Origin of the sequence: Maribacter sp. 6B07 (genome assembly GCF_002700155.1) — a bacterium.
GTDB classification, from domain to species: Bacteria; Bacteroidota; Bacteroidia; order Flavobacteriales; family Flavobacteriaceae; genus Maribacter; species Maribacter dokdonensis.
On record NZ_PDUT01000001.1, the window covers coordinates 2,267,673 to 2,285,141 of the forward strand.

At 38.1% G+C, this 17,469-nt stretch carries 7 protein-coding genes and 1 tRNA gene; 3 read left to right on the forward strand and 5 right to left on the reverse strand.

What is annotated here, in order from left to right:
• Positions 1 to 19: 19 nt before the first annotated feature.
• The 4 genes from CSC80_RS09560 to CSC80_RS09575 all read right to left on the reverse strand — a co-directional run bounded on the left by CSC80_RS09560 (position 20) and on the right by CSC80_RS09575 (position 9,448).
• Complete coding sequence (locus tag CSC80_RS09560; RefSeq protein ID WP_099191273.1) at positions 20 to 1,819, reverse strand: LamG-like jellyroll fold domain-containing protein; 1,800 nt, start codon at positions 1,817 to 1,819, stop codon at positions 20 to 22.
• Positions 1,820 to 1,831: 12 nt separating this feature from the next.
• Positions 1,832 to 3,379: a RagB/SusD family nutrient uptake outer membrane protein gene (locus CSC80_RS09565; RefSeq protein WP_099191275.1), complete on the reverse strand. Its 1,548-nt coding sequence runs from the start codon at positions 3,377 to 3,379 to the stop codon at positions 1,832 to 1,834.
• A gap of 10 nt (positions 3,380 to 3,389) precedes the next feature.
• Positions 3,390 to 6,428, reverse strand: a complete 3,039-nt coding sequence (locus CSC80_RS09570; protein ID WP_099191277.1) for a TonB-dependent receptor — start codon at positions 6,426 to 6,428, stop codon at positions 3,390 to 3,392.
• Positions 6,429 to 6,691: 263 nt separating this feature from the next.
• Complete coding sequence (locus tag CSC80_RS09575) at positions 6,692 to 9,448, reverse strand: LuxR C-terminal-related transcriptional regulator (RefSeq protein WP_099191279.1); 2,757 nt, start codon at positions 9,446 to 9,448, stop codon at positions 6,692 to 6,694.
• 847 nt (positions 9,449 to 10,295) lie between these two features.
• Between CSC80_RS09575 and CSC80_RS09580 the strand changes: the two genes are divergently transcribed.
• The 3 genes from CSC80_RS09580 (at position 10,296) to CSC80_RS09590 (ending at position 17,278) form a co-directional block, all read left to right on the forward strand.
• Entirely contained in the window at positions 10,296 to 11,204 is a 909-nt protein-coding gene (locus CSC80_RS09580; RefSeq protein ID WP_143751735.1) for a helix-turn-helix domain-containing protein, read from the forward strand.
• A 451-nt stretch (positions 11,205 to 11,655) separates the two neighbouring features.
• Positions 11,656 to 16,254 carry a BspA family leucine-rich repeat surface protein gene (locus tag CSC80_RS09585; RefSeq protein ID WP_099191283.1) on the forward strand — a complete coding sequence of 1,533 codons (4,599 nt, stop codon included), beginning with the start codon at positions 11,656 to 11,658 and terminating at the stop codon, positions 16,252 to 16,254.
• A gap of 100 nt (positions 16,255 to 16,354) precedes the next feature.
• Positions 16,355 to 17,278 carry a type IX secretion system membrane protein PorP/SprF gene (locus tag CSC80_RS09590; RefSeq protein WP_099191284.1) on the forward strand — a complete coding sequence of 308 codons (924 nt, stop codon included), beginning with the start codon at positions 16,355 to 16,357 and terminating at the stop codon, positions 17,276 to 17,278.
• 63 nt (positions 17,279 to 17,341) lie between these two features.
• Here the strand turns inward: CSC80_RS09590 and CSC80_RS09595 are convergent.
• Positions 17,342 to 17,414: transfer RNA gene (locus CSC80_RS09595), tRNA-Met, on the reverse strand.
• Positions 17,415 to 17,469 lie beyond the last annotated feature (55 nt).

The window sequence follows — 17,469 nt, forward strand, 5'->3', positions numbered from 1 at the left end:
AACTAAACTATTATCGTGCTTAAAGACCTGCTTGTCTTATATCTTGAATTTCTTGTTGGGTCAGTGCTTTGTTGTATAATCTTAGCTCATCAATAAAACTAAGGTCAAAACCATGTCCCCATTCTGTAAACCTTGGAGCGCCTGAACCTATGGATAATAGATCACAACCTGTCCAATCTACGCCTGTAAAGTCACCTTGAGCAACAACTTCTCCATCAAAGTAAACCACACATTCAGTACCGGAGATGGTAAAAGCCAAGTGCACCCAGTCTGTAGTAGTAGGATCCAGTGCAGCCGCATCGCCACCATCAAACCAAGATTCACCGTCACCATTACCCACATTCAACTTAAATACTTGTCTTGTTGCATCACCTTCCCTAAAGAATCGGAATCCGTTTGTGCGTTTGTTCTGTACATCTGGGTAACCTGCGTTATCCACATCTTCCGGACCCATAACTAGGATGGAACCTCTTGTTGGGTCTGCATTCAATTTATACCATAACGTGGCACTGAATTCTTCTGTAGTAAGTGCTCCGGATTCATTCGTTGGAAACGTTAAATAAGAATCTGCTGCACCGGCATAAGCATTATCACCTTCTACGCTTTCACCTGCATAACCAGGTGTACCTACAACGGTAGCGTCAATGTCTCTAAAACGTTCATTATAAGTGCCATCAAAAGGCATATAGAACATTTCACCGTCAAAAGTAGGAGGGTAGGAAGAAACGAATTCACCAGAGTCATCTGCCATTATTTGTTGAACTTCATCTTGAGAAATTGCTCTGTTGAAAATACGAAGTTCATCCATTAAGCTTTCATCTGACAAGTGACCCCAGGCTGTAAAGTTAGGGGCACCAGACATGATAGAAAGCACGTTAACATCTGTCCAATCAATTCCGCTAAAAGCACCTTCACTGGCAATTTGACCGTCAATATATACTACGGCTTCAGCACCGGAAATGGTAAATGCGAAGTTTACCCATTCTCCTGAAGAAGGATCTACGTCTGCAGCCTCGCCGCCATCAAACCAAGTACCTGCATCACCAGAACCTACATTTAATTTAAAGCGTTGATTGCCATTAGCATTTTCGCGGAAAAATCTAAATCCTTTAGAAAGGTCATTGTCTGCGCCATTCACTAAAGGCGCACTCATAGTCAATACACCTGCACGATCGGGAGAACTGTTGATTTTCATCCAAAAGATAGCACTGAATTCTGCATTCTTGAATCGATCAGGGTCTAAGGTCAAATACGTATCGGTTGCACCTTGGTAAGCGCCGTCTCCTGCAATGTTATCTTCGCTAATAGAAGGGGTGCCAAATTCTTCGGCTTCTTCAAAACTGATCAGATCAACATACGCGCCATCAAAAGGCATATATAAAATTTCACCAGGATATTTAATAACATAGGCTGGCTCTTTCGTAAAATTGACCGTGCCGTTAGTAGTTTTACCATCTAGGTCTGTTGCCGTTACGGTAAGAACGTGATCACCATCCGCTAATTGATCATAAACCAAATCATCAACTACCAATCTTCTGTAATCCAGAAAATCAGCATAGCTTTTAATAGTTGTTCCATCTAAAGCAACGTTGACAGAAGCCAATTCTATATCATCTTGAGCTTCAAATTTTATGGTAATAGTTGCTAATTCTTCATTAACTTTTACTGCCAAACCTTCTGTTGGAGAAGTAATGGTAATACTAGGAGCCGTTTCATCTGCCCCTGGGTCAACTTCGGTAAGTGAATCTATACCATCTTCGCAGGCAACCAAAACAAAGGCAGCCAACCAAAAGGTAATAATGTGTTTTAAATATTTCATTGTAGTTGATTTTTAGTTTGCTATTTCACCTAATATTGGAAACTCGTCTATCTGATCTTGATGATAGGTTACAAAAGCCTTGTCTTCCGTAAATGTTCTGCCATCAAAACTTAGTTCATCATACCTGCCCAAGCGTACCATATCGAAAAAACGCTTTCCCCATTCCATTGAAAGTTCTGCATATTTTTCATCCACGATCTGATCAAGGGTAACACCACTTAATGGAGCCATATTTGCTCTTGCCCTTACTTGGTTTACCGCCTCATCTGCAGTCATTACAGAATTATTGGCACCTTGAACTAGAGCTTCGGCATACATTAGCAATGTTTCTGAGTAACGAAAAACAATGTTGTTCTTGTTACTGCCATAAGCCGTACGGCCAGGTATTAATTGATTGGTAGGTAAATAGTGTTTTCCACTTGAAAATATGGAACGAACCGTTGAAGTATTTTCATCACCATCCCTGGTAATGGGAGATACAAATGAAGGTAGGGTTTCCGCAGTATAAGGCGTAGTAGCGATCAAACTGTCTATACCCTTTTGACTAAAGAAAACAGAAGTTTCCAGACGATCGGTCTCGCCCCTGTCCAACATAAATTCTATAAACTTTAAACTAGGTTCAAAGAATCCCCAGCCATTACTAGAGCCATCAACCTCCGGATTCCATGAGTTTGGACCATATGGAGCGTACAAGTGGCTTACCCTATCACCCTCACCATTGCCGAAATCCGAGTATTGAAATTCAAATAAGTTTTCGTCGCTTAGTTTACCGGGAGTTTTAAACAGTTCATAATAATCTGGGAACAAACTGAACTTGCCAGAAGCAATAATTTCACCAGTTGCATCTGCTACGGCTTGGTAGTTTTTTAGTTCTTGATTTGCCTCTGCCTTAATCATTAAAGCGGTGTACTTGGTAACGCCGCCAGGTAGGTCAGTTCTTTCATTTGGCCTTAGGTCAAGCAAGAACGGAATTGCTTCGTCCATTTGATCCGAAATGTGTTGCATAACTTCATCTTTACTAGGTACGGATGTTACGTCTGCAAAATCATTTAAGTTTGATGAGGTAGGAATGAATACCGAACCATACACTTGTGATAGTTGAAAAAGCAGCACGGCACGTAAAACTTTTGCCTCGGCGATATATTGATTGCCTAAAGCGATGCCCTCATCATCTGCAAACTCCATATACCTCTCTATCTGCTCCATACCGGTATGTGCACCTATGATATCGCCATAATACGTTTCCCATAAGGTTCTTGATCCAAAAAAGGAGTTGTCGTACACGTAACGGTCTTGATTTTTTAGACCTTGTTGGTCACCCGCTGCGTTGACATCATCACCTCTAGTGGCTACCACTAGTGGCTGTTCCCAACCTCTATCTGCAACAGATTGGTAAACTCCGATCAATGAAAAAATCATATCATCGGTTTGGGAGAAATCGGTTCCTCCCGCAAAATTATTATTCAGTTCCGGTTGATCCAGATCATCTGAACAACCTATTAGTACAGTACCTAGAAAGGCTAAAAGCACTGTTAGTTTGTTAACTTTTATATATTTCATAGCTGTATGTTTAAATTTTAATATTTACGCCAAAGGTGTATACACCAGGTATAGGATAGGTCTGTGTATCCCTACCATCAGAAACTTCAGGGGTAAATCCGTTATAGTTGAAGAATGTCAATGGACGCTCTGCGGTGATATAGAATCTTATATCAGGATTGAATTTGCTATTAAGTTTTGGTAGCGTATACCCTAATGTTACGTTCTGTAGTCTCACAAAATCTCCCTTTTCAACAAAAAAACTGCTTAAGAACTGGTTGCTCCAAGGGTTTCTAATACCTCTTGCCGATGGATAGCTATTGGTACTACCGGCACCGTTCCATCTATTTACGGCGAAATCTCTATCTATATTGGCATCTGGTGTCTGGCGAATGGCAAAACGTTTTTGGTTGGCAATGACATTACCGCCTTGACCAATTACATTTAAATTAAAATCCCACGCTTTATAATTCATTCCAAAATTGAACCCAAAAGAATATGTTGGAAGATATGAGCCAAGATCAACTCTATCTTGGGCATCAATTACCATATCTCCGTTTTGATCAACGAATTTTAAATCTCCTGGCGCTACGGTTAAACCATTGGCAATTGCAGCTTGTGCCGCAGGATCCGATAAAATTTCTTCATCGGTCTGGTAAACACCGTCTACTTTTAATCCGAAGAACGGATTAATGGTGCCGCCAACAACGGTACGTTGGGCGGTGTCGCCACCAGAAGTTAAATTTTCTTGTCCCGCTAAGTCTAATACCTCATTATCAAGAGTTGAGAAATTACCCCCAACACTAAAGCTAAAGTTGTCCGATACTTTCTGATTCCAATTGGCTACTATTTCAAAACCGGAGTTTCTAATGACGCCCACGTTCTGTCTGGTTTCACCTGGTACTAACAATCTAGATACAGGTATAACCGCATCACGAGTTTCCCTTACGTAGTAATCAGAATCTATGGTTAATTTATTATCGAATAATCTGGTGGTTAAACCTACGTTGGTTTCTGCAGTAACCTCCCACTTTAGGGCTTCAAAATCACTGCTGGTTACTAAGCCTGGATAACGAACATCACCAAAAGCGGCATCTACCTCTGTTGAAGTAATACCACCGGTACTGGCTGCAACGTTTGCATTACCTAACTCACCCCAACTAGCTCTCAATTTTAAAAAATCAATAACATTACTGTTCTCCAAGAAAGATTCTTCGGAAACCACCCAGCCCACACCAACGGTTGGGAAATAGCCCCATTTCTCTTGATATTTGCTTGTTCCGTCAGCTCTAAACGTACCATAGAGCAAGTATTTGCTATCAAAGTTATAAGCAATTCGCCCAAAGTATGAGAAAAAATATTGTCTAAGACCGTCATCACCTACGCCATCTACGTCAATAGTTTTTGCTAAATCCAAGAAATAAGATTCATCGCCAATACCGGGTCCGTTGGGAAAGTTAAGTCCCTTAGCCTCTAATTGTTCATAAGAACGGTCTCTGTAAGAAGTACCTACCAATGCCGTTAGGTTATGTTTACCATAGCTATCGTCATAGGTTAACGTGTTGTCCCAAGTTTGCTCGGAGAAAGTGGCATTTCTTTTCACCAATTCAGCATTTTCCCTAAATGCGTTACCATTTCCAAAAAAGTAAGGTAAGCGTACTTCTCTAGTTTCTGTAGTCTCAAAGTTGTGGTAAAAAGCAGTTTTTAGTGTTAATTTATCTTGTACTAATTGATAGTTCAAGTCCACCGTAGTCAAGGTATTTCTGATCTTGTCTCGGTTCTCGGTATTTTCCATTATAGGAAAAGGATTCTGCGTACCTCTGTATCCTAAATCTTGTGCATTCGCATAAGGTTTAGGGTATGCATCTGTTTTAGAAGTATCTAATACAGGCATTGTAGGCGTTGCATAATATGCCAAAGCAAAAGCCGTGTTTTCCGGTCTATAACTTGTAGCATTGCTAAAAAGGGTAGAGATACCAATATCTAAGCGATCGGTAATATCCACATTTACCTTAGACCTAATATTGAACCTTTGGTATTCATTCTTCATGTTCAAAATACCTTCTTGTTCAAAGTAGTTTAAGCCTAATGAATATGTTACGGCTTCCGTACCACCGGCAACACCAATACTATGGTTCTGTTGTAGGGCATGACGTAAAATTAAATCGTACCAATCTGTGTTGACATCTGGTACATTAGGGTTGATTCTACTTCTTCCATATCGTTGTATGGCATTTTCAATAGACTGTGCCTCGGCAGCAGAACCAGATTCTCTTGCCAAGGTGGCGAACTGTTCACTGTTTGAAAGTGTAACCACATTTTGTGCTATTTGTACCCCTTGGTAACCATTATATGTAATTTCTGGTTTTTGGTTGATTTTACCCGATTTGGTTTCGATCAATACTACACCATTAGCGGCACGTACCCCGTATATTGCGGAGGCAGAGGCATCCTTAAGAACAGAGATAGTTTCAATATCCTCTGTGTTAAGAAAATCGATGTCATCGAAAAAGGTACCATCAACTACATATAGTGGGTCAGATGCGCCACCTACGTATGATCCAATACCACGAACCCTAATTGTTGGTCCTGTACCGGGAGCTCCGCTACTTACTACCTGAAGACCTGCTACTTTACCCTGTAAGGATTGCATGGCCGCACTCGTTGGCGTTCTAGTGATATCTTCTGTTTTAATGGTCGTAATAGATCCAGTAAGATCTGCCTTTTTCTGAGTACCGTAACCCACGACAACCACTTCATCTAAAGTTTGAGAATCTTCAGATAAGCTTATGTCAATAGTTGATTGACCGTTCACCAAAATTTCTTGGGAAGAGTAGCCAATGTAACTGATGACAAGAGTACCATCACTAGGTACATCGTTTAAAACATATAGACCGTCAAAATCAGTTTGGGTTCCTGTAGTAGTACCTTTAATTATAATACTTGCACCAGGTAATGGTTGACCACCTTCGTCAATAACAGTTCCCGAAACCGAAATTCCATTTTGCGCAAAAACCGCCAAGTGGGTCATTAAAATGCAGAATGTTAAAAATTTGATTCCTATTTTCATAATTGTTTAAAAATTGAGTTGTAAAATTATCAAGTTGTTAATTTTGATAGCAAGTTATCAAAACAAGGAGCAGTTAAATTTTATTGAACTACATAAAAAGTACATCAATAGTGTGTAGTGCGTGAAAAGCCTTGATTATGGGGTTTTGCAGTAGTAAATGTGTTAATGGAAAAGTAAAAATTAACGTTTTGATGTAGTAATGATGTAGCTAATTAACGCATTCTTAATACGAGTGGTGGTTGTAAAAACCATTAATTGATGTTTTATTTAAATTTAATGAGGTAATTAGATAGGTTTTGCGAGCTGTCTATATTCAATTTTTTGCGAAGACGATATCTGTGGATCTCAACACCACGAACAGAAATACCCATTAACGGAGCAATCTCTTTTGTGGTATGATTCATTTTGAGGTAAGCACATAATCTTAAATCCTTGGGTGTTAATTTTGGATATTTCTTTAAAAGATTTTCAAAAAAATCTTCATGCAGTTCTTTAAAACTTACTTCAAAATGTTTCCAGTCTTGGTCTTCATCCAAAGAGCTATCAAGTTTTTTAGATAGCGACTTAAAGCGCTGTTTGTTGCTAAAGGCTTCTTGATTTAATGCGATCATATCTTTTAGCTCTATGATTAATTCGTTTTTTTTGGCAACACTCATGGTGGTTCTTGCCAGTTCTGTCTGTTTCCTTTTAATTTCTTTTTCTAATTTTTCTTTCTCTATTTGTGCCAAACGTTCATCTTGTTCCCGTTGCATTTGAACCTTTAGTTGGTTATGCTTTTTAGCCAATTTTTGCCTATTATACCAGCGGAATAAAAGAATGGCCGCAATAATCAATAGTAGATAGCCCAATAAACTCCAATTGGAAAAATACCAAGGCCTCAAAATTTTAAATTCAATAATCTTTGGGGCAGATAGTTCATTACCAATACTAACGGTATGAACTTTAAGCGTGTAATCTCCAAAGGGTAGGTTTTGAAGTTGAATTGTACCATGATCTAAATAGTTAGACTGATCAATTGTGCCCGTAAGTTCATAGAAATAGGTATACCGTTTAATACTGCCAGCGGAAACATTAATAAGTAAAGATTTGGATTTGTTAAAGGGTATTATAAAACTTGAATTATTTAATAGATACGTTTCTTTTTCATCTTGAAAAGAACTTAATCTGGGTATTGGTAATGCTACATTTTTTAATTCATTTTCAAATTTATTCAAGTTAAGTTTTCCAAAACCGTCGGTAAGGGTAAAGTAGTATATGGAATCATTATAGTTTACTATGGTTTCCGTTTCTATAGCAAGTCTTTTTCTAAGAAGGGCATCATCTAAAGTAAATTGATTATCACCAAGGTCTGTATGAATAATTTTTTTCTGATTATCATTATCAAAAAACCAATAACTTTTTGAATTATAGTTGACAAGATCCATATTTACATAATCTTTAAACTCTTCAAATTCAGATATAATATCAGCTATTGGATCATATTTGAACCAATTACCTTCACTAGATAGTATTATTTGGTTTTTAATATTGTACAATTTGATGTTGTAATTGTTGGGTATGGCACCAGTTTTAATTTCTGTTGTTGATAGCACTTTTGTGTGCGTACCGTTCATGGTTATTTTAAAAAGCCCTTTATATGGATGTGCCGCCCATAAAGTTGTAGCGTTTTCAAAACATAATTGCTTTACGGGAAAGTCAATGCCGGTGATACGGCTGGTGATCCAATTTCCGTTTTCCCCCTTTTTAAAATTTGCTAAACCGGTATATGTACCCTGAATATAAGAAGATTGTGTTTCAGGGATTTTGGCTATTTGATATCCCCCGGAAATGTCGGACACTTTGTTGAGCTTATCATTTTTTAAAATGAAAGTACCTGTGTTATGACCACAGAATAAATCTCCGTCTATAATTTCCAAATCCCAAACATGCCCCTGTGATCCAGGTACAAATTGCAACTGGTCATCCTTAAAATGATAAATACCGGTATTACTGCCCAAATATAGCTCGCCCTCATGGTCTACAAGATCATAAACGGTACCTAAAACACCTGAATGGTCGGTATAATAAGTAATGGGGTTTTTCAATTGAATTTTATCTATACCATTATCTAGACCCAGCCATAATTGTTCTTTATAATGCAGCATGGCCAAAACGGTATTGTTCTGCAGTCCCAGTGCTTTGTTGAGGTTTTGAAAGGTATTGTGCTTAACATCATACGTGTAGATGCCGTTTTTAATAGTGCCAAATGCAATTGTATTTTTGTCGAGAGACAATACTTTGTTCAGTTGGTGGTCTTTCAGCTCGTTGTTTATTGAGTCGTCCAATGGAGCTATTAGACCATTGGTGAGCATATAACAACCATTAAGTTTGGTGCCGATAAGTAGATCGTCTCCAAAGGAAACCATATCTACAATAGTTTTTCCTTCCAATATTTCCTGAGATTCCAAGGGAGCAAGTGTATTGTCTTTAATACGATATAATCTACGTTGTTCACCGGCAACAATAATCTCGTTTTTATACTTGGCAATATTTGTAACAACAAAAGGAGCATCTAAAACTGTTATTTCATTGTTTCGGTAAATATATACGGTTGAAAATGACCGAAATATGATGGTATTGTTAAGAGGTATTATTTGCCAGAACTCCTCGTTTGTAAATTCGTGTTCTTTTATTAAATGGGTTAAAGAGGTGTATTCTAATGAACCGTATGGATTCATTTTCCAAAATCCGAATTCTTCATAAGAGCCGGTATAAATTTTTCCATTTACATATGCGGTTGAGCGTATTATCGTTTTATTGGGCAGTTTGTTTAGTGTCCAACTTTCGCCATTAAAGTGAAGCAAGCCTATGTTGTTTGCCACATATAATTCACCGTTCTCATCAATAGTTAGTCCCCAATTTTTACTAGCGGCATTGTATTCATAGCTACTGTAATTCTGAATTGGAGGGGAAAGGTTTTGCCCATTACTCCACAAAGGAATAATGCACAAGGTGATGATAAGAAGTAATCTAGTTTTCATCTTTTAGATAAACATGTTTAATAAGGAGTCATTAAAGGTAAGTTAAACCAACTTTCAATAAAACACATGGCGCAAAAAACAAAAGTTACAGTTGATAAAAGCAGATTGAAATTTTTAAAATAGGATTGTATTATTAAATAAAAATTATGGATGGTGGTGATGTGAATAGTTCAAAAAGAATTTATTAGATATTTTACCTGATATTGCTTGTCTGAGCCTTCTTGTTTAATTTCTGAGATGTTTAGGTAAATCTTTAGATTTTCAGTTCATTTTTTTTGGATGTTTATTTCGATGACTTTGTGATTTAATTTAACACCTGGCATCAAAATCAAAATTCCATATAGTTCATTCCACTAGGTTGGAGCCTTGTGCGTAACCATAAGCTATCTATAATTTTGCGCGCAAAGTATTTTTAGGAGACCCCAGCGTTCATAAAATAATGGAAACTTACCAAGAATTTGAAAGGTGGCTATATTTTCATTTATGTAGTCTTTAAAAATAGACCGAATTTATTATCATTTTTTCAGGATAGAATATTTTATTGGCTATCAAATTCTGGTAATTTTGTCGCTTTTAAAAGTGAAGTAAATATTTTAATAGTTTGCAAAATTTTTTCTTAGTAGTTTCTGTATTTGGGTTGGTATTGGCGGTTTCTTTGTTTACCCGAAAATCTGTAAATAAAGCATCGGCTTTTTTCTTAGGGTTGTTTTATACCATATTCTCTATTTATACGCTGCAAACTTATGTTATTGAGTCTGGTTTGCTTTTAAAATATACTTGGTTTTATGTGTGGCCACTCCCATTATATAATCTAATAGCTGTTCCAATATTTTTCTATTTTCAAACCTTGATAAAAGATAAATTTGTATGGCGTTGGATTTATTTACTTGTTTTTATTCCTTTTATCATAGGTGTTGTAGATGTTATTAATGTCTATGCCAAACCTCAAGAGTTTTATGACACTATAGTTTCAAATGCTTACTTAAAACCGTCTGAACGATTAAAAGTAAGGTATGGTATTTTGAATATTAACCAACATTATGCAATGCGTTTTTTGTGGCAATTTCTAGCACTTATTAGTTTGTTGACTTTACTGGTTGATTTCGTACAAAGCTTATTAAAAGAAAAAGACAAGAAGTTGTTGGTATGGGTTGTTTCTTTGTATTCACTTTTTCTGTTAATGTCTATATTGGCATCCATCTTTGCCCTTGAGAAATTGTTTGAAGTCGATTTTTTAAGATCCACAGGTCCTATTTTAAGAACCGTAAATTTTGTTTTCTATATAATACTTTTTGCTATAGGAATAATGCCTATATATTTCCCCTCTATATTGCTTGGTTATCCAAGAAGAGTTAAACAAAAGGCTATTGTAAACCACGATATTGCTGATGATGGGGTAGAATTGAAATTTGGATTAGATGTTGATCGAATTGAAGATGGATTAAATGCACTGAAGGATAAAGGCTTGTTCTATGAGCATGATTTTAATCTGAATAGTTGTTCCAAAGCATTAGAGATACCCCCACATCATTTATCACATTTTCTCAACCAACACCGTGGTGTTAGTTTTGCAACGTATAGAAATAAAGTGCGTATAGAAAATGCTAAAAACCTTATTACTTCTGGATATTTAGATAAGAGCACTATAGAGGCACTTGCACAGCAATGTGGTTTTGCAAATAGAAGCTCATTTAGCAAAATATTTAAAAAAATTACCCAAAAGAATATCACTCAATTTGCTTCTGAAGTGAAATGATATAGTTGAAAATAGCTGTGTCTAGATACTTTTCAAAGTATTTACACTGCCTTGTTGTGCTTTAAATAGCATTGATTTGTATTTCTGAAACCTAGATAAAATACAATTTTTTCTTGCTAAAACACATAATTCTATGTCAGAATAGGATTTGGACACATAGTTTGCCTTTAACACACAAGAAATTTCATGAATAAAATCCCTTTTAATATTTGATTATCTGTCAAATTTTAAAACTTGATTTTCAGTTAGTTATTTGAATTATGGGTCAACTAATCCCTTTTCTTTAACCGAGAAAATATATGTCGAAATCATATTTAAGCACCAATTTGGTTTTAAGTAGGAATATCATACCAACAAATCACCCGTTGTAAGTTTGTCACAATTTAAGTAGGTCAATTCTTACATATTTGTTATGTGATATTCATATAAATCAAAACCAATTAAATTATTTATGAAAAAGCATTTTAAAAATCCCCTGCTTTTACTAATAGCCTTGTTAGGCTTTGGCTTTTTGCAGGCACAAGAACCATTCATTACCACTTGGAAAACGGATAATGATGGAGAATCAAACGATAATCAAATTACAATACCCACAGGTGACGGCACTTTTGCCTATACCGTAGATTGGGGCGATGGCACGACCGATACTTCTGTATACACGGGTAATGCCACCCATACCTATGCAACAGCAGGCACCTATACGGTAAGCATCAGCGGAGATTTTCCACATTTAAAATTCATTTATTTCTCAGATCATGACAAGATACTTTCGGTAGGACAATGGGGAGACCAAATTTGGCAATCTATGGTACAGAGTTTTTATTACTGCGCCAATGTTCAAATCAATGCGATCGATGCCCCTGATCTTTCTCAGGTAACCGATATGAGCAGTATGTTTAGTCAGGCTGAAGCCTTTAATGGGGATATAAATAATTGGAATGTGAGCAATGTCACCAATATGTACAGGATGTTTACTGGGGCCTCTGCTTTTAATCAGGACCTTAATGATTGGGATGTATCCAAGGTGACTAATATGCAAACTATGTTTCACTCTGCCAGCGTTTTTGATGGAAATATTAGCAACTGGAACGTCAGTAATGTTACCAACATGTCAGACATGTTTACACACGCTTATGAATTTAACCAAGATATCGGTAATTGGGATGTAGGCAATGTTGAAGATATGGAAGATATGTTTAATGGTGCAAACAGTTTTAATCAAGATATTGGAACTTGGGATGTTTCAAAAGTAATGGTTATGCGTAGTATGTTCGAAAGTGCTACCAATTTTAACCAAGACATAGGTAGTTGGGATGTAAGTCTCGTACAAGATATGTCCGGTATGTTCGCAGATGCTATTTCCTTTAATCAGGATATCGGTAATTGGGATGTAAGCAATGTAATTTATATGGGGACCTATTTAGATCCAAACATTGGGTTTGCAATGGCATATATGGGAATGTTTGAAGGAGCCACTGCTTTTAACCAAAATATTGGTAATTGGGACGTAAGTAATGTATTGGGTATGGGTGGAATGTTTGCGGATGCAACAGCCTTTAACCAAGACATAAGTGGCTGGGATGTTAGTAATGTTCAAAATATGGGCTCAGTAGAGGAATCTATGATGCCACCAGGATATCGAATAGGTCAAGGAATGTTCCAAGGAGCAACAGCATTTGATCAAAATCTTGGCAGTTGGGATATTAGTAATGTTGAAGACATGTACGATATATTTGACGGCGCCAAACTTTCCACAACAAATTACGATAATACCCTAGTCGGCTGGAACACCTTGAATACAGCCGCAGGGGAAACAAAAATACCAACAGACATAACATTCAATGGCGGTAATAGTACCTTGTGTGTGGGAGTAACAGCAAGACAATCTTTAATTGACACCTATAATTGGTCAATAACGGATGCCGGAGAGGATTGCTCATTACCCTTTGTAACTACTTGGAAAACCGATAATGAAGGTTCATCAAACGACAATCAAATTACCATACCCACAGGTGATGGCACATTTGCCTATACCGTAGATTGGGGCGATGGGTCCACAGATACTACAGTCTATACAGACGATGCTACACATACCTATGCCACAGCGGATACCTATACGGTAACCATTAGCGGTGATTTTCCGCACCCAAAATTTTGGTCAAGCCCTGATGTTAATCGGGATAAATTAGTATCTATAGAACAGTGGGGAACCCAGCAATGGACGAGTATGTATGAAAGTTTTAGGGGTTGTAAAAATTTGGAATACAATGCCACGGATGCGCCAGATCTTTCTTTGGTTACCAATATGGTTTATATGTTCTCCGAGGCAACTAAATTTAATGGGGATATAAGTGCTTGGGATGTTTCTAATGTTACTAATATGGAGGGAATGTTCTCTGGTGCCACATCATTTAACAAAGACCTTAATGATTGGGATGTTTCCGGTGTTGAAAACATGTTCATTATGTTCTATGAGGCTACGGCTTTCAATGGGGATATTGGTAATTGGGATGTGGGCAACGTTACTGATATGAGAGGAATGTTCTCTGAAGCCACGTTATTTAACAAAGACCTTAATGATTGGGAGGTTTCCAGTGTTGTAGACATGTCCTTTATGTTCCAAGGTGCTACGGCTTTCAATGGGGATATTGGCTCCTGGGATGTTGGTGAGGTAAAGTATATGTTTAATATGTTTGAAGGAGCAACAGCATTTGATCAAAATCTAGGCGGCTGGGACATAGGTAGTGTTTTAGGCATGGACGATATGTTTACAGGTGCCAAACTTTCCACGGCAAATTACGATGACACCCTAATAGGCTGGAACACTTTGGATACAAGCTCAGGGGAAACACAAATACCAACAGGAATCACATTCGAAGGCGGCAATAGCACCTATTGTGCCGGGGCAACTGCAAAACAAGATTTAGAGGGCAACTATGGGTGGGATATTAACGATGACGGAGAAGATTGCCCCTTCATCACCACCTGGGGAATAAGTGGTACAAATAGATCATTGACCATCCCTACAAATTCAGATTATACCTATAGTTATACTGTAGACTGGGGGGATGGTTCAACTAGTTCTCATACGCGCGATGTCACCCATACCTATGCCACAGCAGGGACCTATACTGTAAGTATCAGCGGGGTTTTTCCTCATTTTCAATTGACTAGTTCTTCTGATAGGACTAATTTATTATCCGTTGAGCAATGGGGAGGCCAAGTATGGCAATCTATGGAAAAAAGTTTTCAAAGTTGCCATAATATGGTAATCAATGCGGTTGATTTACCTGATCTTTCCGAGGTGACCAATATGTCAGACATGTTTTACAATGCAAGTGCATTTAACCAAGATATCAGTGGTTGGGATGTGGGCAATGTAACCGACATGTCGTATATGTTCTATAATTCAAATTTTAACCAAGATATTGGCGATTGGGATGTGGGCAATGTGACTGACATGGCGGGGATGTTTGCTCTTGCCATAGCTTTTAACCAAGATATCGGGAAGTGGAATGTGAGTAATGTGACTGACATGGCGGAGATGTTTTCTAGTGCCACAGCTTTTAATCAAGACATTGGCGATTGGGATGTGGGCAATGTGACCGACATGGCGTATATGTTCAATTGGGCTAGGGTTTTTAATAATGATTTAAGTAATTGGGATGTAAGCAGTGTGACCAGTATGCCTCAAATGTTTGCCGGGGCATGGGCATTTAACCAAGATATTGGCGATTGGGATGTGAGCAATGTTACTAATATGTACTATATGTTCGATGGTGCTTCGGTTTTTAATAATGATCTAAGTAATTGGAATGTAAGTAATGTGACCGAAATGACCGCTATTTTTAGACTTTCAGGTATGTCGACCGCCAATTACGATAAGATCTTAATTGGCTGGAGTGATTTGACCCTGCAAAATGATGTAGCCTTTGGGTGTAGTGTCGGTTATTGTGAAGGAGCAACTGCTCGCCAAAGTATTATCGATACCTACGGTTGGACCATTGCCGATTTCGGTCTAGATTGCGACATTGTCGATTCGGATCAAGACGGTGTGCAGGACGATACAGACTTGTGTCCCGATACCCCTGTAGGTGAAACCGTAGATGCCAATGGTTGTTCCGATAGCCAAAAAGATACCGATAATGATGGCACCCCGGATTCAGAAGATGCTTTCCCATTAGACGAAAACGAGAATGTTGATACCGATAATGATGGCACCGGAGACAATGCCGATACCGATGATGATGATGACGGCACGTTGGATACTGAAGATGCTTTTCCATTGGATGCAAATGAGGATACCGATACCGATGGTGACGGTATGGGCGACAATGCCGATACCGATACCGATGACGATGATGATGGTGTTTTAGATGAAAACGATATCTGTGCCAATACACCGGTAAGTGAAACTGTAGATGCCAATGGGTGTTCCGATAGCCAAAAAGATTCTGATAGTGATGGTGACGGTATCAACGATACCCTGGATATGTGTCCAGATACCCCAGCTGGCGAAACGGTTGGCGCTGATGGATGTTCTGATAGCCAGAAAGATTCAGACTTTGACGGTGTCAGTGATGCTGAGGACCAATGCCCCAATTCTCCTGAAGATGAAGTAGTGGATGTTAAAGGCTGTGCCGAGAGTCAGAAAGACGATGACAATGACGGGGTCATGAACAATTTGGATCAATGTGCCGATACACCTAATGGTGAAACCGTGGATGTAGAGGGCTGTTCCGATAGTCAAAAAGAAGGCGATAAGGTTGAAATACCAGTAACCGTTGTTTCGGCACAGGCCTTTACTCCTAATGGTGACGGTATAAATGATGGTTGGGTTATAGCGGGAATCGAAAATTATCCTGCATCAATTGTAAAAGTATACAACAGATGGGGGCATGAAGTCTTCTCTGCTAAAGGTTACCAAAATGATTGGGGGGCTGTGTATAAAAATAGGAGCGAGAAAGTACCAACGGGATCCTACTATTACATCATTAACTTAAATGACGGTTCGGCTCCTCAAGATGGCTGGATTTTTATCAACTACTAAATAAAATTTAAAACTAATACTGCTGCTTTAAGGAAGGTCAAGTTAAGAGAGTACTTAATGAAAGGACTCGATTTTCCCTAGGGTAGCTTAAAAATATAATATGAGAAACAATACAATTAAATCGACCGTTCTATACTTACTGGCGTTATTAACATTTGCCAGTGTAATGGGACAACAAGATCCTAACAGAGCGTTTTATCGCTATACCATGAATTTGGTAAATCCTGCTTACGCCGGTGCTACTATTGGTGTTGAGGGTACTAAGGGACCTCAAAGTTCAGAGGTGGGTCTGAATATAAGAAGTCAATGGGTAAATGTAGAAGGCGCGCCTGAAAGCCAAAGTGTTTTTTTTGGTACTCCTATGGGCAACAACTTAGGGTTGGGTGTTTCTATTGTCAATGACCAAACGTTTATAGAAAATAGTACTTCATTAAATATTGATGTTTCATATAGATTACAAATATCCGCATTTACTGAATTATATTTGGGAGTAAAGGCAGGAGCAAATTCGTATGATGCCAATCTATCAGGTTTAATGACTTTCGGTATAGGTTCTGATCCAAGCTTAAGTAATATTGATGGTAGTTTTAAACCTAACGTGGGTGCTGGGGCATTACTAAAAGGTGAGCGCTTTTTTGCCTCATTGTCTGTGCCTGCAATATTAAGTAATGATCGTTTGGAACGTGAAGATGGTATAGCCACATATGCGTCCGGAAAAGCACATATATATTTGGCTGGTGGTTATGACTTTGAGCTTTCTAAGGGCATTCTGTTCAAACCTTCAACAATGTTCAGGTATGTTGAAGCTAGTCCTATTTCAATTGATATTACTGCGGCATTTAGTTTTAATAATAGAGTTGAGGTAGGACCTACGTATAGATATGACGAAGGAATAGGTGGGCTATTTATATTTAATGCGTCCAATTGGATTAATATGGGATATGCTTATGAAACCCCTTACGATAATGAGATTTCTACACAATCCAACGGTACTCATGAAGTATTTATTAAACTGATTATGTAAAATCATTAATAAATTTAAATAAAAGAAGGTCCAGTAAAAACTGGACCTTCTTTTAAAATTTAGTAGCGGGGACTGGACTCGAACCAGCGACCTTCGGGTTATGAGCCCGACGAGCTACCTACTGCTCTACCCCGCGATATGGGTTCTTATCTCACTTGTTTTGCAACTTCAGGTCATTAAGCTGACGAGAT